This is a genomic window from Streptomyces sp. NPDC051452 (genome assembly GCF_044454765.1).
Classification (GTDB): domain Bacteria; phylum Actinomycetota; class Actinomycetes; order Streptomycetales; family Streptomycetaceae; genus Streptomyces.
On sequence record NZ_JBITEB010000007.1, the window covers coordinates 197978 to 215501 of the forward strand.

15 protein-coding genes are annotated in these 17524 nt (G+C 69.9%); 13 read left to right on the forward strand and 2 right to left on the reverse strand.

Annotated elements, in window-relative coordinates:
* Positions 1 to 585: an adenylosuccinate lyase gene (locus ACIBA9_RS19235; RefSeq protein WP_399364419.1), complete on the reverse strand. Its 585-nt coding sequence runs from the start codon at positions 583 to 585 to the stop codon at positions 1 to 3.
* A 378-nt stretch (positions 586 to 963) separates the two neighbouring features.
* Between ACIBA9_RS19235 and ACIBA9_RS19240 the strand changes: the two genes are divergently transcribed.
* The 9 genes from ACIBA9_RS19240 (at position 964) to pssA (ending at position 11942) form a co-directional block, all read left to right on the forward strand.
* Positions 964 to 2778 carry a 3-hydroxyacyl-CoA dehydrogenase family protein gene (locus tag ACIBA9_RS19240; protein ID WP_399364421.1) on the forward strand — a complete coding sequence of 605 codons (1815 nt, stop codon included), beginning with the start codon at positions 964 to 966 and terminating at the stop codon, positions 2776 to 2778.
* A gap of 151 nt (positions 2779 to 2929) precedes the next feature.
* Positions 2930 to 3763, forward strand: a complete 834-nt coding sequence (locus ACIBA9_RS19245; protein WP_362161196.1) for a TetR family transcriptional regulator — start codon at positions 2930 to 2932, stop codon at positions 3761 to 3763.
* Between the two features lie 400 nt (positions 3764 to 4163).
* Positions 4164 to 5501 carry a crotonyl-CoA carboxylase/reductase gene (ccrA, locus tag ACIBA9_RS19250; protein ID WP_399364628.1) on the forward strand — a complete coding sequence of 446 codons (1338 nt, stop codon included), beginning with the start codon at positions 4164 to 4166 and terminating at the stop codon, positions 5499 to 5501.
* Positions 5502 to 5518: 17 nt separating this feature from the next.
* Positions 5519 to 7591, forward strand: coding sequence for a protein meaA (locus tag ACIBA9_RS19255; protein ID WP_399364423.1), 2073 nt, complete (start codon positions 5519 to 5521; stop codon positions 7589 to 7591).
* Positions 7588 to 8547 (forward strand): HpcH/HpaI aldolase/citrate lyase family protein, encoded by a 960-nt coding sequence (locus tag ACIBA9_RS19260; protein WP_399364425.1) that lies wholly within the window; start codon positions 7588 to 7590, stop codon positions 8545 to 8547. Before ACIBA9_RS19255 ends, ACIBA9_RS19260 begins: the two co-directional genes overlap by 4 nt.
* A gap of 1 nt (position 8548) precedes the next feature.
* Positions 8549 to 9073 carry a MaoC family dehydratase gene (locus ACIBA9_RS19265; RefSeq protein ID WP_362161203.1) on the forward strand — a complete coding sequence of 175 codons (525 nt, stop codon included), beginning with the start codon at positions 8549 to 8551 and terminating at the stop codon, positions 9071 to 9073.
* Complete coding sequence (locus ACIBA9_RS19270; protein ID WP_399364428.1) at positions 9073 to 10278, forward strand: acyl-CoA dehydrogenase family protein; 1206 nt, start codon at positions 9073 to 9075, stop codon at positions 10276 to 10278. Before ACIBA9_RS19265 ends, ACIBA9_RS19270 begins: the two co-directional genes overlap by 1 nt.
* A 169-nt stretch (positions 10279 to 10447) precedes the next feature.
* The gene (locus ACIBA9_RS19275) at positions 10448 to 11104 is read left to right on the forward strand and encodes a phosphatidylserine decarboxylase (protein WP_053709479.1); all 657 of its coding nucleotides are present in this window, start codon (positions 10448 to 10450) and stop codon (positions 11102 to 11104) included.
* A gap of 22 nt (positions 11105 to 11126) precedes the next feature.
* Positions 11127 to 11942, forward strand: a complete 816-nt coding sequence (gene pssA, locus ACIBA9_RS19280) for a CDP-diacylglycerol--serine O-phosphatidyltransferase (protein ID WP_399364630.1) — start codon at positions 11127 to 11129, stop codon at positions 11940 to 11942.
* A 105-nt stretch (positions 11943 to 12047) separates the two neighbouring features.
* Here pssA and ACIBA9_RS19285 read toward each other — a convergent pair whose 3' ends face one another.
* Complete coding sequence (locus ACIBA9_RS19285; protein ID WP_399364430.1) at positions 12048 to 13187, reverse strand: glycerate kinase; 1140 nt, start codon at positions 13185 to 13187, stop codon at positions 12048 to 12050.
* A 201-nt stretch (positions 13188 to 13388) separates the two neighbouring features.
* On the opposite strand from ACIBA9_RS19285, the gene ACIBA9_RS19290 reads away from it, so the two are divergent.
* The 4 genes from ACIBA9_RS19290 to ACIBA9_RS19305 all read left to right on the forward strand — a co-directional run bounded on the left by ACIBA9_RS19290 (position 13389) and on the right by ACIBA9_RS19305 (position 17161).
* On the forward strand, positions 13389 to 14462 hold the full coding sequence (locus tag ACIBA9_RS19290) for an ADP-ribosylglycohydrolase family protein (protein WP_362161447.1): 1074 nt from the start codon (positions 13389 to 13391) through the stop codon (positions 14460 to 14462).
* A gap of 28 nt (positions 14463 to 14490) precedes the next feature.
* Positions 14491 to 14985 (forward strand): NUDIX domain-containing protein, encoded by a 495-nt coding sequence (locus tag ACIBA9_RS19295; RefSeq protein WP_399364432.1) that lies wholly within the window; start codon positions 14491 to 14493, stop codon positions 14983 to 14985.
* 368 nt (positions 14986 to 15353) lie between these two features.
* Positions 15354 to 15776 (forward strand): hypothetical protein, encoded by a 423-nt coding sequence (locus tag ACIBA9_RS19300; protein ID WP_399364434.1) that lies wholly within the window; start codon positions 15354 to 15356, stop codon positions 15774 to 15776.
* Entirely contained in the window at positions 15773 to 17161 is a 1389-nt protein-coding gene (locus tag ACIBA9_RS19305; RefSeq protein WP_399364436.1) for a hypothetical protein, read from the forward strand. The genes ACIBA9_RS19300 and ACIBA9_RS19305 overlap by 4 nt, the downstream gene beginning before the upstream one ends.
* The last annotated feature ends 363 nt before the right edge of the window (positions 17162 to 17524 follow it).

A 17524-nucleotide genomic window follows, 5' to 3' on the forward strand; every position in this document is an offset into this window, starting at 1 on the left:
TCATCTCGCCTCGCGCTGCCGCGGGATCCTGGCCAGCGCGTGCACAGCGGCCTCCGCGAGCGCCGGATGCGCCAGCGCCTCGTTGAGCACCCGGCGGGCGCGGGCGTCACCGAGCGCGCCCAGCCCCTCCACGCAGGCGAGGGCCACGCGCCGGTAGGGGTCGTGCGGGCGCAGTCGCCGCTCCAGCGTGGTGATCAGCGCGGGCACCGACTCCGGGGCGCGCAGGGCGATCAGCAGCCTGACCGGGTGCAGGGCGTAGGCGACCCGCAGTTCGTTGGTGGCGAGGGCGGCGGCCGCCCGGGCCGTGCGCGGGTCGCCCAGCCGGGCGAGGGCGTGGGCGGCGGAGGCGCAGCGCGGCGGGTCACGGTGGTTGAGCAGCAGCACCAGGGACTCGAAGGCACGCCGGTCGCCCGCGCGGCCGAGCCGGAACGCGGCCAGTTCCCGGGCCCAGAGCGGCTGTCCGGGCGCGGTGAGCACCTCCGCCAGTTCGCCGTGGTCCTCGGTGAGCAGCAGGTGCTCGAAAGCGGCCGAGCCGTGCGCCTCCTGCCGTAAGCGTTCCGTGAGCGATCGCAACTCTTCGTCCACGAGCACCAGCGTAGAGGGGTGGCGCCGCCAAAGGGACCCACATCACAAACTCCGGGGACTAGCGCGCTCGTTACCCGCCGGTTAAGCTCATACGAGCGAGTAACCCTCTCGCGTTTTTCGCTGGCGACGGTTTGGTGACGCGGCCGTCGCGAGTTCGGTCGGTTCGGCGCATCAGGTGCGCCGCGGTCACGACCCGGCTCCGGGACAGAGCCGGTCGGAGATCCGCTGCCCGTGGGCGTGTGCACGCCCGCGGTACCGGCGACACCCGGGCGTGTGCGCTCGCAGCCCGGCAACACCCGCATCCCTCCTCCGCCCCGCGGTGCGCCCTTCGGCGCACCCGGCGCGCCCTTCGTCGTCACCCTCGTCTGGAGTCCCGCGATGGCCACTCCCCTGTCCCACCCCTCCGGCACCCCGCTGTCCCCGTTCCGGAAGATCGCCGTGATCGGCCTCGGCACCATGGGCACCGGCATCACCGAGGTCCTGGCGAAAGCCGGCCGCGAGGTGATCGGCATCGACGTCACCGAGGCCCAGGCCGCCGCCGCCCTCGCGACCCTGGAGACCTCCACCGCCCGCGCCGTGGCGCGCGGCCGGCTCACCGAGGAGGAGCGCGCCGGAACACTGGCCCGGGTCCGCACCTCCACCGACCTGCGCGCGGCGGCCGACGCCGACCTCGTCATCGAGGTGGTCCCGGAGTCGTACGACATCAAGCAGCAGGTCTTCCGCGCGCTGGACGGCATCGTCCGCCCGGAGACCATCCTCGCCACCGGCACCAACGCCCTGTCCGTGACCCGGCTGGCCGCCGACTCCGCGCACCCCGAGCGCGTGCTCGGCCTGCACTTCTTCAACCCGGCACCGGCGATGAAGCTCGTCGAGGTCGTCTCCTCGGTGCTGACCGGGCCGCAGGCCGTCGCCGCCGTCACGGACCTGGCGCTGGAGCTGGGCAAGGAGCCGGTCGCGGTCGGCGACCGCCCCGGGTTCGTCGCGGACGGGCTGCTGTTCGGCTACCTCAACCAGGCCGCCGCGATGTACGAGGCCCGGTACGCCTCCCGCGAGGACATCGACGCGGCGATGCGGCTCGGCTGCGGTCTGCCGATGGGTCCGCTCGCCCTGCTGGACCTGATCGGCGTCGACACCGCCCGTACGGTCCTGGAGGCCATGTACGCCGAGTCCCGCGACCGGCTGCACGCTCCCGCGCCGATCCTCAAGCAGCTCAGCGAGGCGGGCCTGACCGGCCGCAAGTCCGGGCGCGGCTTCTACACCTACGAGGCGCCGGGCAGCGCCACCGTCGTGCCGGACGCGCTGACCCCGGCGGGGGGCGACTCGGCCGCCACGGGGCGCGAGGTCCGCTCGGTCGGTGTCGCGGGCTCGGGCACCATGGCCTCCGGCATCGCCGAGGTGTTCGCCAAGTCGGGCTTCGACGTCGTCCTGGCCGCCCGTAGCGAGGAGAAGGCGCACATTGCCAAGGCCCGGATCGGCAAGTCCCTCGCGCGCTCGGTGGACAAGGGCCGGCTGACCGCGGAGGCCGCCGCGCAGGTCCTGGACCGGATCACCCCGGCCGGGTCCTACGACTCCTTCGCCGAGGTGGACCTGGCCGTCGAGGCGGTCGCCGAGGACCTGGAGATCAAGCGGCAGCTCTTCCAGACGCTGGACAAGGTCTGCAAGCCCGGCGCGGTCCTGGCCACCACCACCTCCTCGCTGCCCGTCGTCGCCTGCGCCCGCGCCACCTCGCGCCCGCAGGACGTGATCGGCATGCACTTCTTCAACCCCGCCCCGGCCATGAAGCTGGTGGAGGTGGTCCGCACGGTGCTGACCGGGGACGACGTCCACGCGACGGTCCGCGCGGTCTGCGGGCGGATCAGGAAGCACGCCGTCGACTGCGGTGACCGCGCCGGCTTCATCGTCAACGCGCTGCTGTTCCCGTACCTCAACAACGCGATCAAGATGGTGGAGGAGCACTACGCGTCGCTGGACGACATCGACGCGGCGATGAAGCTCGGCGGCGGCTACCCGATGGGCCCCTTCGAGCTGCTGGACGTCGTCGGCCTGGACGTCTCGCTGGCCATCGAGAAGGTGCTGCACCGCGAGTTCCGCGACCCGGGCCTCGCCCCGGCGCCGCTGCTGGAGCATCTGGTGGCCGCCGGCTGCCTCGGCCGCAAGACCGGCCGCGGCTTCCGTGAGTATGCCCGCCGCTGACGACGTCGGCGACCGGTGCGCAAGCACCCCCGAGGACGCGGACTGGGGCGGCCTGCTCGACCCGAGGGTGTTTCCCCCGCCCGCGGTGCCCGGCCCTCCCCCGCCCCACGTGGGCGGGGGAAACCGCACACCTGCGCATACAGCTGCGCACATGCAGTACTTTCAGGTCATGTCCCAGCCCGCCAAGTCCTCCCGTACACCCGCTACGCCCGACGCGCCGGAGAGTGCCGCGGGCAGCCGCGCCGCCGCCCAGCGGCTCAAGATGCGCCGAGAACTGGCGGCCGCGGCCATGGAGCTGTTCGCGACCAAGGGGTACGAAGCCACCACCGTCGACGAGATCGCGGCCGCGGCCGGCGTCGCCCGCCGCACCTTCTTCCGCCACTTCCGCTCCAAGGAAGAGGCGATCTTCCCGGACCACGACGACACCCTGATCCGCGCCGAGGCGGTGCTCAACGCCGCCCCCGCCCACGAGCACCCGCTCGACACCGTGTGCCGCGGCATCAAGGAAGTCATGAGGATGTACGCGGCCCGGCCGGAGATCTCGGTCGCCCGCTACAAGCTCACGCGGGAGGTGCCCACCCTGCGCGAGGCCGAGATCGCCTCGGTGGCCCGCTACGAGCGCCTGTTCACCCGGTATCTGCTCGGCCACTTCGACGAGCACGCGCACGCCGACGACGCCAACGACGACCCGCTGCTCGCCGAGGTCGCCGCCTCCGCCGTCGTCACCGCCCACAACCACGTCCTGCGGCGCTGGCTGCGGGCCGGCGGTCAGGGGGACGTGGAGAACCAGCTGGACCACGCCTTCGCCATCGTGCGCAGGACGTTCGGCTCGGGGATCGGGGCCGGGCGCGGCCCGGCCGGCCGGTCCTCCGCCGCCCCGGCGACGGTCTCCGCGCACGGCGAGGTGCTGGTGACGGTGGCCCGCACGGACGCCCCGCTGGACGAGGTCATGCGGACCATCGAGGAGGCGCTCAAGGAGCGCTGAGGGCCCTCGCGCCCGCTGTGACGACGGCCACCCTTCGGGGTGGCCGTTTTGGCGTTTCCTGGACCGTTTTCAGGCACCTTCGCAGACCCGTTCGATCGATCATCGCTCATTTGTTACGTAAAGATTTCATCTGAGAGCGATTCATGGCACTCAGTGCCTTGCAGGCTGACACGCCGTGTCATACGTTGAGGGAGTCCGAGCTGTCCCGGCAGGCCCGATCGCCTGTGTGCCCGGACGCCTGCGTCACAGGCAACCTCCCGCGCCACAAAGCGCTGCCGAAGCACCACCGAGCCGAACCGACGGCACCGTTCCACCACCCTCAGCAGCACTCAGCACAGCCCGACGAACCCTCAGCGCCCCTCCCTCAAGGACGCTCACCGCCGGAGGCAATACCGTGACCGTGAAGGACATCCTGGACGCGATCCAGTCGAAGGACGCCGCGTCCGCCGACTTCGCCGCCCTGCCGCTGCCCGAGTCGTACCGCGCGATCACCGTGCACAAGGACGAGACGGAGATGTTCGCGGGGCTCGAGACCCGCGACAAGGACCCGCGCAAGTCGATCCACCTCGACGAGGTGCCGGTGCCCGAACTGGGTCCCGGCGAGGCCCTGGTGGCCGTCATGGCCTCCTCGGTCAACTACAACTCGGTGTGGACCTCGATCTTCGAGCCGCTGTCCACGTTCGGGTTCCTGGAGCGCTACGGCAAGGTCAGCGAGCTGACGAAGCGGCACGACCTGCCGTACCACATCATCGGTTCCGACCTCGCGGGCGTCGTCCTGCGCACCGGCCCGGGCGTCAACGCCTGGAAGCCCGGCGACGAGGTCGTCGCGCACTGTCTGTCGGTCGAGCTGGAGTCCTCCGACGGCCACAACGACACCATGCTCGACCCCGAGCAGCGCATCTGGGGCTTCGAGACCAACTTCGGCGGCCTCGCCGAGATCGCCCTGGTGAAGTCCAACCAGCTGATGCCCAAGCCGGCCCACCTCAGCTGGGAGGAGGCCGCCGCCCCGGGCCTGGTCAACTCCACCGCCTACCGCCAGCTGGTCTCCCGCAACGGCGCCGGCATGAAGCAGGGCGACAACGTGCTCATCTGGGGCGCGAGCGGCGGCCTCGGCTCCTACGCCACGCAGTTCGCCCTGGCCGGCGGCGCCAACCCGATCTGCGTCGTCTCCTCGCCGCAGAAGGCGGACATCTGCCGGGCGATGGGCGCCGAGGCGATCATCGACCGCAACGCCGAGGGCTACAAGTTCTGGAAGGACGAGCAGACCCAGGACCCGAAGGAGTGGAAGCGCTTCGGCAAGCGCATCCGCGAATTCACCGGTGGCGAGGACATCGACATCGTCTTCGAGCACCCCGGCCGCGAGACCTTCGGCGCCAGCGTCTTCGTCACCCGCAAGGGCGGCACCATCACCACCTGCGCGTCGACCTCGGGCTACATGCACGAGTACGACAACCGCTACCTCTGGATGTCCCTGAAGCGGATCATCGGCTCGCACTTCGCCAACTACCGCGAGGCCTGGGAGGCCAACCGCCTCATCGCCAAGGGCAAGATCCACCCGACCCTGTCGAAGGTGTACTCCCTGGAGGACACCGGCCAGGCGGCCTACGACGTCCACCGCAACCTGCACCAGGGCAAGGTCGGCGTGCTGTGCCTGGCGCCCGAGGAGGGGCTGGGCGTGCGCGACGAGGAGATGCGCGCCAAGCACCTCGACGCCATCAACCGCTTCCGCGACATCTGAGGACTCCGAGGTCATAGATGACTGAGCGTCAGCCCGCCGAGGTCAAGCGGGAGAAGGACCGGCCGTGGCTCATGCGCACGTACGCCGGTCACTCCACGGCCGAGGCGTCCAACGAGCTGTACCGGCGCAACCTCGCCAAGGGCCAGACCGGTCTGTCGGTGGCGTTCGACCTGCCGACACAGACCGGCTACGACTCCGACCACATCCTCGCCCGCGGCGAGGTCGGCCGGGTCGGCGTGCCCGTCGCGCACCTCGGTGACATGCGCCGGCTGTTCCAGGACATCCCCCTGGAGCAGATGAACACCTCGATGACGATCAACGCCACGGCCATGTGGCTGCTGGCGCTCTATCAGGTGGTGGCCGAGGAGCAGGGTGTGGACATCACCCAGCTCCAGGGCACGACCCAGAACGACATCGTCAAGGAGTACCTGTCCCGCGGGACCCATGTCTTCCCGCCGGGCCCCTCGCTCCGGCTGACGACGGACATGATCGCGTACACGGTCTCGCACATGCCGAAGTGGAACCCGATCAACATCTGCAGCTACCACCTGCAGGAGGCCGGGGCCACGCCGGTGCAGGAGGTCGCGTACGCGATGTCCACCGCGATCGCCGTCCTGGACGCCGTCCGCGACTCCGGCCAGGTGCCGCAGGAGCGCATGGGCGACGTGGTCGCGCGGATCTCCTTCTTCGTGAACGCGGGCGTCCGCTTCATCGAGGAGATGTGCAAGATGCGGGCGTTCGGCCGCATCTGGGACAAGATCACGCGGGAGCGGTACGGCATCGAGAACCCCAAGCAGCGCCGCTTCCGCTACGGCGTCCAGGTCAACTCCCTCGGCCTGACCGAGGCCCAGCCGGAGAACAACGTCCAGCGGATCGTGCTGGAGATGCTGGCCGTGACCCTCTCCAAGGACGCCCGGGCGCGTGCCGTGCAGCTGCCCGCCTGGAACGAGGCCCTCGGCCTGCCCCGCCCCTGGGACCAGCAGTGGTCGCTGCGCATCCAGCAGGTGCTCGCCTACGAGAGCGACCTGCTGGAGTACGAGGACATCTTCGAGGGCTCGAAGGTGATCGAGACGAAGGTGGAGCAGCTGGTCGAGGACGCGTTCGCGGAGATCGACCGCATCCAGGAGATGGGCGGCGCGATGGCCGCCGTGGAGTCGGGCTATCTGAAGTCGCAGCTGGTCGCCTCGCACGCCGAGCGCCGGGCCCGGATCGAGTCCGGCCGGGAGAAGATCATCGGTGTCAACGCCTTCCAGGCCACCGAGCCCAACCCGCTCACCGCCGACCTGGACACCGCGATCATGACGGTCGACCCGCGGGTGGAGGCGCGCGTCGTCAAGGCCGTCGAGGAGTGGCGCACCACGCGCCAGGAGTCCTCGGACCGCCAGGGCATGGGCGACCCGTTCCACCACCCGACCGTCCAGCAGGCGCTCGACCGCCTCAAGGAAGCCGCGGCGGGCACGGACAACCTCATGGAGGCCACCCTGGAGTGCGCCCGCGCCGGCATCACGACCGGCGAGTGGGCGGGCGCGCTGCGCGAGGTGTTCGGCGAGTACCGGGCGCCCACCGGGGTCTCCTCCGCACCGGTGGCGGTCATGGCCGAGGCCGGCTCCGCGCTCGCGGAGGTGCGGGCCAAGGTGGACGCCACCGCCCGTGAACTGGGGGTGGGCAAACTCCGCTTCCTGGTCGGCAAGCCCGGCCTGGACGGGCACTCCAACGGCGCCGAGCAGATCGCCGTCCGCGCGCGCGACGCCGGCTTCGAGGTGGTCTACCAGGGCATCCGGCTGACGCCCGAGCAGATCGTGGACGCCTCCCTGGCGGAGGACGTGCACGCCGTCGGCCTGTCGATCCTCTCCGGCTCGCACGCCCAACTGGTGCCGGACGTGCTGGAGCGGCTGCGCGAGGCCGGCGCGACCGACATCCCGGTGATCGCCGGCGGGATCATCCCGAACGCCGACGCCGAACAGCTGAAGTCCGCCGGAGTGGCCGCGGTCTTCACACCCAAGGACTTCGACATCACGGGAATCATCGGCCGTATCGTCGACGAGATCCGGAAAGCGAACAAGCTCGACCCCCTGGAGGTCCCCGCATGACTGTCAACCGTCTTCGTCCACGGCGCTCCTGCCTCGCCGTGCCCGGAAGCAATCCCCGCTTCCTGGAGAAGGCGCAGGGCCTCCCGGCGGACCAGGTCTTCCTGGACCTGGAGGACGCGTGCGCGCCGCTCGCCAAGCCGGAGGCGCGGCACACCATCGTCAAGTTCCTCAACGAGGGCGACTGGACCGGCAAGACCCGGGTCGTGCGCGTCAACGACTGGACGACGGAGTGGACGTACCGCGACGTCGTGACCGTCGTCGAGGGGGCGGGCCCGAACCTCGACTGCATCATGCTGCCGAAGGTGCAGAACGCCCAGCAGGTCGTCGCGCTCGACCTGCTGCTGACCCAGATCGAGAAGACGATGGGCTTCGAGGTCGGCCGGATCGGCATCGAGGCGCAGATCGAGAACGCGCAGGGCCTGAACAACGTCAACGAGATCGCGCAGGCGTCCCCGCGCATCGAGACGATCATCTTCGGCCCGGCCGACTTCATGGCCTCCATCAACATGAAGTCGCTCGTCGTGGGCGAGCAGCCGCCCGGCTACCCGGCGGACGCCTACCACTACATCCTGATGAAGATCCTGATGGCCGCCCGCGCCAACGACCTCCAGGCGATCGACGGTCCCTACCTGCAGATCCGCAACGTCGACGGCTACCGCGAGGTCGCCCGGCGCGCCGCAGCGCTCGGCTTCGACGGCAAGTGGGTGCTGCACCCGGGCCAGGTCGAGGCCTCGAACGAGATCTTCTCGCCCTCCCAGGAGGACTACGACCACGCCGAGCTGATCCTGGACGCGTACGACTACTACACGTCCGAGGCGGGCGGCAAGAAGGGCTCGGCGATGCTCGGCGACGAGATGATCGACGAGGCCAGCCGCAAGATGGCCCTGGTCATCTCCGGCAAGGGCCGCGCCGCCGGCATGCGGCGCACCACCAGCTTCGAGATCCCGGAGGCGTGACATGCAGTTCGGGCGCACCTACGAGGAGTTCGAGGTCGGGGCGACGTACAAGCACTGGCCGGGCAAGACGGTCACGGAGTACGACGACCACCTGTTCTGTCTCCTCACCATGAACCACCACCCGCTCCACATGGACACCAACTATGCGGAGAAGACGACGGACTTCGGCAAGAACGTCGTCGTGGGGAACTACATCTACTCCCTCCTGCTCGGCATGTCCGTCCCGGACGTCTCCGGCAAGGCGATCGCCAACCTGGAGATCGAGTCGCTGAAGCACGTGGCGCCGACATTCCACGGCGACACGATCTACGGCGAGACGACCGTGCTCGACAAGTGGCCGTCGAAGTCGAAGAACGACCGCGGCATCGTCCACGTCGAGACCAAGGGCTACAAGCAGGACGGCACCCTGGTGTGCGTCTTCCGCCGCAAGGTCATGGTGCCGACCGAGACGTACATCAAGGAGCGCGGCGGCGAGCAGCCGGGCCGCCCGGAGCTGAACGCACCCACGGAAAAGACGGAGAAGTGATGGCGCGCCTCGCCCAGACCGCCGGTCTGACCGACGTCCAGCAGGAGATCCTCTCCACCGTCCGGGACTTCGTCGACAAAGAGATCATCCCGGTCGCGACCGAGCTGGAGCACCGCGACGAGTACCCGCAGGCGATCGTCGACGGGCTGACCGAACTCGGCCTGTTCGGCCTGATGATTCCCGAGGAGTACGGCGGCCTGGGCGAGTCGCTGCTCACCTACGCGCTGTGCGTGGAGGAGATCGCCCGCGGCTGGATGTCCGTGTCCGGCATCATCAACACGCACTTCATCGTGGCGTACATGCTCAAGCAGCACGGCACGCAGGAGCAGAAGGACCACTTCCTGCCGCGCATGGCGGCCGGCGAGATCCGCGGCGCGTTCTCCATGTCGGAGCCGGGGCTGGGATCCGACGTATCGGCGATCACGTCGAAGGCGGTCAAGGACGGCGACGAGTACGTCCTCAACGGTCAGAAGATGTGGCTCACGAACGGTGGTACGTCCTCGCTCGTGGCCGTTCTGGTCCGCAGTGACGAAGGACACCCCGAGGGCACCGCTCCGCACAAGTCGATGACGACCTTCCTGGTCGAGAAGGAGCCCGGGTTCGGCGAGGTGCGCCCCGGCCTCACCATTCCCGGCAAGATCGACAAGATGGGGTACAAGGGCGTCGACACCACCGAGCTGATCATGGACGGCCTGCGCGTTCCGGCCGATCGGGTGCTCGGCGGCGTCACCGGCCGAGGTTTTTACCAAATGATGGACGGCGTGGAGGTGGGCCGGGTCAATGTGGCGGCCCGTGGCTGCGGTGTCGCGCAGCGTGCGTTCGAACTCGGCGTCCACTACGCCCAGCAGCGTCACACTTTCGGCAAGCCGATCGCCCAGCACCAGGCCATCCAGTTCAAGCTGGCGGAGATGGCCACCAAGGTCGAGGCCGCGCATGCCATGATGGTCAACGCGGCACGCAAAAAGGATTCCGGGGAACGAAACGACCTCGAAGCGGGGATGGCGAAGTACCTCGCCTCCGAGTACTGCAAAGAGGTCGTGGAGGATGCCTTCCGGATCCACGGCGGCTACGGCTTCTCCAAGGAGTACGAGATCGAGCGCCTCTACCGGGAGGCCCCGATGCTGCTCATCGGCGAGGGTACCGCCGAGATCCAGAAAATGATCATCGGACGCAGGTTGCTCGAAGAGTATCGGTTCCAGGGCTGATTGTCCGGATACGGGGTGTTTTGTTCGAGAAGAAGATCACACCCCGTAGACACTCTTCTGCCGCCGACTCGGCTTCCTGGCTTGCCCAGTTGCGGCCTGCGCCCGGTACGATCCGGGAAAGCCGCCGTCCCCCGTCACCGCGCGGCATCATCCGCTACGAAGGTCATCCATGCCCCACAGCCAAACCTCTGCACACCGCGACAGCCTGGTAGGCGCACGCCTCGCGCGCGGAGCATCGCCGTGGCTCCTCCCGACCGTCGCCACCGCAGCCCTCAGCCTGGCTCGCGCCCGCCGCTCGGGCGCCGCCAAGGCCGTCGCCGTACCCGCCACCGCGCTCGCGGCGGGCATGCTGTGGTTCTTCCGCGACCCCGAGCGCGAGATCGCCACGGGCCGCGTCATCTCCCCCGCCGACGGTGTGGTGCAGAGCATCATGCCGTGGAAGGACGGGCGCACACGCGTCGCCATCTTCATGAGCCCGCTCAATGTCCACGTCAACCGCGCGCCCCTCGCGGGCACGGTGACATCGGTCGAGCACATCCCCGGCGGCTTTGTTCCCGCGTTCAACAAGGAGAGCGAGAACAACGAGCGCGTAGTCTGGCATTTCGACACCGAACTCGGCGACATCGAGATGATCCAGATCGCCGGCGCGGTGGCCCGCCGCATCGTGCCCTACATCCCCGAGGGCACGAAGGTCGAGCAGGGCGACCGCATCGGTCTGATCCGCTTCGGCTCGCGTGTCGACCTCTACCTGCCCGAGGGTGTGGAGGTCGCGGTCGAGGTCGGCCAGAAGACCGTGGCTGGGGTGACTCGCATTGACCGTGATTGATCCGGAGACCCAGGCAGGCTGGGTGCCCGAGGCCGACGTCGTGGACGACGAGGAGGAGATGCCTCTTTCTCTCCGCCTGTCGATAGCGGACACCCTCACCCTGGGCAACGCCACGTGCGGCTTCATGGCGGTGTACTTCACCACCACCGGCATCCTGATCCCGCACCTCACCGGCAGCCAGGAGTCCGGCATGGCCCGCCACAGCGCGGCCACGGCGGTCATCCTGATGCTCTGCGCGGCGGTCTTCGACCTGTTCGACGGCCTCGTGGCGAGGAAGCTGCGCTCCTCCCCCATGGGCGCCGAGCTGGACAACCTGTCCGACCTGATCAGCTTCGGCCTGGCCCCCGCGTATTTCGTCCTCGTCTACGGCATGGTCGCGGACGACGCGCACCAGAGAGTGGCGGCGCTCGGGGCAATCGTGGTGCTCCTGGCCGTCGTCCTGCGACTGGCGCGCTTCTCCTGCGTGACGATGAAGGACGGCGTGTTCCAGGGCATGCCCTCGCCATTCGGCGCGCTGACGGTCGTCTCGATCGTGCTGCTGGAGCTGCCCTTCGTGGCGACGCTGCTGGCGATCATCGGCACGGCGTGGCTGATGGTGAGCCGGGTGGAGTACCCCAAGCCGCGGGGCCGCCTCGCCGGCGCGATGCTCTCCTGGATCGTGCTGTCCATGGGCCTGCTGGCCGCCTGGGCCTTCGACGCCCCCAGCGGTCAGCTCCTGCTCCAGACCGGCTGCGCGCTGCAGCTGGTCATGGGCGCGGTGATCCCCCTGTTCGCCACGGCCCGCCGGGTGAACAACTTCCGTGACAACCGCCGCGAGGCACGGGCGCAGCTACCGTAACGACAGCCACGGCCCCGAACGCCGAGGGCCCCGAACCCACCCGGGTTCGGGGCCCTCGGCGTTTCGCGCCCCCCGGCGCCACGGGGGTGGGTCGGGTCAGATGGGTCAGGGCACCAGGTGGGTCTTGGCCAGGTGGGTCGCGAGGCGTTCCAGGATCGGGCCCGCTTCCGCGATGCACCTGGCCACGTCGGGCTCGATCGAGGTCAGCGGGTAGGCCTGGTCGATACCGGCGCGCCGCAGCGCCTCCTCCTCCAGCGCCAGCCGTCCGCACACGGCCACCACCGGCTTGCCCGCCGCCCGAGCCGCCGAGGCGACTCCCGCCGGCGCCTTCCCGTGCAGCGTCTGCTCGTCCAGCGACCCCTCACCGGTGATCACCAGATCGGCCCGCTCCAAGGCCGGCGCGAATCCGAGCACGTCCAGCATGACCTCGATACCGGCCCGGAACCGGGCACCCAGGAGCAGCGCCCCGTACCCGATACCGCCGGCGGCACCCGCCCCCGGCGCAGCCGCGTACTCGGCGGCCCGCGGCCCGACCGCCGCCTCCAGCACCTCGGCGAAGTGGGCCAGCGCCGCGTCCAGGGTCCGCACGTCGTCCGGAGAGGCCCCCTTCTGCGGGCCGTACACCGCGGGGGCGCCCTTCGGCCCGGTCAGCGGATTGTCGACGTCACTGGCGAGCACCAGCTCCACCGACGACAGCCGCGCGTCGAGCCCGGAGAGGTCCGCACGGGCCAGCGCGGCCAGCCCGCCGCCGCCCGGCGGCACCGGCTCGCCGTCCTCGTCCAGGAACCGGGCGCCCAGCGCCGCCAGCATCCCGGCACCGCCGTCGGTCGTGGCGCTGCCGCCGACACCGAACACGATCGTCCGCGCACCCGCGTCCAGCGCGGCGCGCAGCAGCTCGCCGGATCCGTACGTGGACGCGGTCAGCGGTGCGAAGACACCGGCCGGCAGACGCTGGAGTCCGCTCGCCTCGGCCATCTCCACGACCGCGGTCCCGTCGCGCAGCGCGAACGCGGCGGTGACCTCCTCGCCCAGCGGCCCGGCGACACGGACCTCCCGGCGTTCGAAGCCGGCCGCGATCGCCGCGTCCACCGTGCCGTCGCCGCCGTCGGCCACGGGCAGCGCCTCGACCCGCAGCTCGGGCACGACCCGGCGCAGCCCGGCCGTCACCCGCTCGGCGACCTGCACGGCCGTCAGCGAGCCCTTGAACTTGTCCGCGGCGATGAGCACCCGACGGGTCTCGTCCACTGCAGCGTCCGCCACCTTGCATTCCCCTTGCTCTCCGGGCCCCGCGCACGTCGGGGCCAGTCGCGCCGCTGTGACCATAACCTCGATGCGCCCTCTCCGTCATGCCCCGACCGAACCCTGGGCGGCCCGGCGGCGGCCGCCGTGCCGCCGTGGGAAGGCGCCCGGGAAAACGGGTAGACCCCAGCCATGACCACCCGGCCCATGACCACCCGGCGCACCGTGCCCGACCTCGCCGACCGCGTTCACGGCGGCTGGCTCGGCCGGATCGCGGGCAACATGCTCGGCAAGCCGGTCGAGCAGGGGGAGGTGTGGACCCGCGACCGCATCGACCGCTATCTGCGGCGGGCCGCGGCCCTACCACTCACCGACTACCTCCCCGAGCCCTCCGACCCGGCCGAGACCGCCGCGCTGCGCCCCGAATGGCGGGCGTGTGTGCGCGGCCGTGTCCACGGCAGCTGCCGGGACGACGACGTGGACTACGCCATCCTCGGGCTGCACCTGCTGGAGACGCACGGCTTCGGCTTCAGCACCGAGCAGGTCGGCGACCTGTGGCTGCTGCGGCTGCCGTATCTGCAGACCTTCACGGCGGAGCGGGCGGCGTACCGCAACCTCGCCAATGGTCTGAGGCCGCCGCTGACGGCGACGTACGACAACCCCTACCAGGAGTGGATCGGCGCCCTCATCCGCGCCGACGTCTACGGCTGGACCCGTCCCGGCGACCCCGCCCGCGCCGCCGGTCTGGCCCGCCGGGACGCGGTACTGTCGCACAGTGGCAACGGCGTCTACGGCGCGATGTTCGCGGCCGCGCTGATCTCGGCGGCCTTCACCTCCCCGACCGTACGGGACGCGCTGGAGCGGGCGCTCGGCGTGATCCCGGCCGGCAGCCGCCTCGCGCGTACCGTCCGGCGGGTCGTGAGCCTGCACGAGGCGCGGCTGTCCTGGGAGCAGACCCTGGCGACGCTGTCCGCGGAGACGGCCGGCCTCGGCTGGATCCACACCGTGCCGAACGCGGCCGTCCTCACCGCCGGGCTGCTGTACGGCGAGGGCGACTTCACCCGGACCATCGCCCTGACCGTGCGCGGCGGCCTGGACACCGACTCCAACGGGGCGACGGCCGGTTCGGTGGCCGGGGTCCTCACCGGTGCGGCCGCGATCCCGGACCGGTGGAAGGACCCCCTGGAGGACACCGTCCGCAGCGCGGTGTTCGGCTTCGACGGCGTACGGATCAGTGCGCTCGCCGAACGCACCCTGCGCCTGGCGACGAGCGTGCCATAGCCGGGCGGCGGCTGGTTACCCTGCCTGGATGACCACCACTCCTGACTTCGCCACGTACATCGCGAGCCTGCCCCGCGTTCTCGCCGGTGCCGCCGCGCTCTTCCGCGACAGCGCGGGACGGGTGCTGCTCGTCGAGCCCAACTACCGTGAGGGCTGGGCCCTTCCGGGCGGCACCATCGAGTCCGACGACGGGGAGACGCCCCGCCAGGGCGCCCGCAGGGAGACACTGGAGGAGATCGGTCTCGACCGGGAGCTCGGCCGTCTGCTGGCCGTGGACTGGGTGCACGGCTCCGGCCGGCCGCCGCTGGTGGCGTACCTGTACGACGGCGGAGTGCTCCCGGAGGCCGACTTCAAGGCCATCCGGCTGCAGGAGGAGGAACTGCTCTCCTGGCGGCTGGTCCCGGCCGAGGAGATCCCCGACCATCTGCCCGGTGCCCTCGGTCGCCGCGTCCTGGCCGCCCTGGACGTCCTCGCGTCCGGCTCCGGCACGGCGGAACTGGAAAACGGCCACCGGGCAGTCTGACCGGCCGGCCCTTCCGGCCCCGCGCCGCACGACGTACGGTTATCCGTTCGCGGGACCCGAACGGCTCGGCCTACCCTCGGGGCATGACCAAGCCGCTCGTCGCCGTGCTCAGCGGGGCCGGTATCTCCACGGACACGAGGATTCCGTCAACGTATCCCGCAGGCTGAGTAGCGCTGGGCTGATGTCCGACGACCCGGCTCACGCCCAGCACACTCGGCGAGGCCGGGCAGCGGGCCATCCACGCCCGGCCGAAGGGCACTGTTCCCCGTATCACGGCCCAGTGACATGATCGTCTGGCCGTCCGAGGGTGGAACTGATGTCCAGTACGAGGGGGAACGGGGTTGTCTTTCGAAGAGGAGTGGGCGCAGTTGAAGGCTGACGCCCTGGCGCGGCGGTCGACGGGCATGCAGATCGACCAGCTTCCGGCAGATGCGGGCGGTGGCACAGTCCCACCAGTCACCGGGAGTCTGGTGGCTAAGGCCGACTCGATCAACGGCAACGCGAATCTGCTGATCGAGATAGCGGGCTTCCTCCACGAGGGCCGGCCGGACGCGGAACTCACCACCATGGCCCGGGATCCCCGGGCGCACGAGGACGTGGCCAAGCAGGTGGCCCGGTTCGCTCAATTCGCCGATGACCAGTACCTGGATGCGGTCGCCCTGTTCGCGGCACTCTCCACCCGTCTACGCACCGCCGGCAGCGACTTCGTGAAGGTCGATGACGACACCGCGCAGCGCTTCCTCGACGACGTCCTGCGCTACGGCCAGTACGTCGCCCCGGAGGCACGATGAGCAGCGGCATCAGCCACCGCAAGGACGTCGAGTTCCTCGAGAGTTGTAGCCCTCCCCTCGTCGAGCGCAACGCGGAGGAGTTCAAGCGCCTGCACAACATGCTCGTGGCGGTTGACCCGTCCGCCGAGCGAGCCGAGAAGCACACGGAGTGGAAGAGCGAAGGCAGCCAGCGCTATGAGGCCCGGCTCGCCGAATCGCGCAAACTGCTCACACAGCTCGCCGAGGGCTACGACAAGGCCGCCGGCGCCCTGAGCGACTATGCGTCCGCGCTGGAGGTCGCCAAGGCCCACTACGCCAACGGCAAGGCGAACGAGCAGGCCCTCGCGAAGCTGATCCACACCAAGGGCACCGCGATCACCCGCGAGGCCCAGGAGGCGGAGCCGATGCGCCAGTGGGAGGACATGCGGGCCACCACCGGTGTCATGGACTTCTTCGCCGAACTGACCATGGACGTCGACGACATACGCGACGACGCTAACCGGCTTCACGACGCCGCTGGCGGCGCTTTCCACCTGGCCAAGACCACCGAGCAGGAGGCACGCGATCTCTGCGTACACCAGCTCAAGCAGGCGTATGACTTGTTACCGGACTTCCGCATGGGCTTCATCAACCGCGTCGACATCGTCTCGGCGATCGCTGAGTTGCGGCGAGAGGCGGCAGAAGCGAGTACGAACCCGCTGACGCGGCTGCCCGGTAGCGGCCCCAAGCAGGATTACTACCCCACTGCCGGGAACGACATCGTCTCCCCTACCCTGCGTGACATCCGCCTCCAGGTCGCCAGCCTTCCCGGGGCAAAGGACAGTTACTGGGACCCGCCCGCCAACGCTCAGGAGCGCGCCGACTGGATCGCGGCGAACAAGGAGATCATCAAGGCGGCGGCACGCAACTCGGGACTGCCGCCGGACATGGTCGCAGGGATCGCCTGGCAGGAGATCGGCGGACAGCCCGGCATCCTCGATGACATCACCGACACCATCCGCGAACAGGCCGACTCCCCGCTCAGTCCGATCGCCCCGGGGAGCCTGCCCTGGCGCCTCGGTGGCGACCCCGACAACACATCCATGGGACCCATCGCCATCCAGGTCCGACGCGGCGCCGAAGTCCTCGGGTACGACCCCGACCACCTCACCGATCAGCAGCGCAGCATGGTGGAGGAGTCCCTTCAAGATCCTGGACAGAACATTTTCATCGCCTCGGAGTACCTGGCCCAGCTCAAGGCGGAAAGTGAATTCGCCAACGTGCCGGCGGAGGAGATGACTCCAGCCCAATATCAGGAGCTCGCCGCGCGCTACAACGGCGGTCCGTACTGGCAGACCGACGACGCCCAAGCGTATGGGCGTGGCTTTGCTAACAACCTGGACGACGCAAGGAACGCACTGCGCTGATGACCAGCTCTTCCCACGTGAACGACGACCGCGGCTGCCTCCGCCTGGTCCTCGCCGTACCACTCGCTCTGCTGACCCTCATCGCTGGGTACTTCTGTTGGACGGCACTGTCCATCCGGCCGTCAGGACCCTGGGATGACGACGCGTCCGCAGGCATCGTTCTGTCATGCGTTCTCACCATCGGGGCTGCCGGTGCAGCGGGGGCGTTGTGGCTGCTGCCGTCGGTGCGACGGGTCATGGGGTGGTGGTGGGTGGCCCCAGCTCTGCTGCTGGGAGTGGTCGCAGGAGCGCGATGGGTCATGGGCAGTTAGTCCACTACCGCCATCACGGAGTCCACCTGCAATTCGTTTCTCCGGCAGCCGC

Bases quoted from the DNA above. Each gene is read 5' to 3' on its own strand.
- ACIBA9_RS19260 (WP_399364425.1), top strand. From the start codon at position 7,588: ATGACTGTCAACCGTCTTCGTCCACGGCGCTCCTGCCTCGCCGTGCCC.
- ACIBA9_RS19305 (WP_399364436.1), top strand. From the start codon at position 15,773: ATGAGCAGCGGCATCAGCCACCGCAAGGACGTCGAGTTCCTCGAGAGT.
- ACIBA9_RS19290 (WP_362161447.1), top strand. From the start codon at position 13,389: ATGACCACCCGGCGCACCGTGCCCGACCTCGCCGACCGCGTTCACGGC.
- ACIBA9_RS19240 (WP_399364421.1), top strand. From the start codon at position 964: ATGGCCACTCCCCTGTCCCACCCCTCCGGCACCCCGCTGTCCCCGTTC.
- ACIBA9_RS19255 (WP_399364423.1), top strand. From the start codon at position 5,519: ATGACTGAGCGTCAGCCCGCCGAGGTCAAGCGGGAGAAGGACCGGCCG.
- ACIBA9_RS19245 (WP_362161196.1), top strand. From the start codon at position 2,930: ATGCAGTACTTTCAGGTCATGTCCCAGCCCGCCAAGTCCTCCCGTACA.
- ACIBA9_RS19295 (WP_399364432.1), top strand. From the start codon at position 14,491: ATGACCACCACTCCTGACTTCGCCACGTACATCGCGAGCCTGCCCCGC.
- ACIBA9_RS19275 (WP_053709479.1), top strand. From the start codon at position 10,448: ATGCCCCACAGCCAAACCTCTGCACACCGCGACAGCCTGGTAGGCGCA.
- ACIBA9_RS19270 (WP_399364428.1), top strand. From the start codon at position 9,073: ATGGCGCGCCTCGCCCAGACCGCCGGTCTGACCGACGTCCAGCAGGAG.
- ACIBA9_RS19265 (WP_362161203.1), top strand. From the start codon at position 8,549: ATGCAGTTCGGGCGCACCTACGAGGAGTTCGAGGTCGGGGCGACGTAC.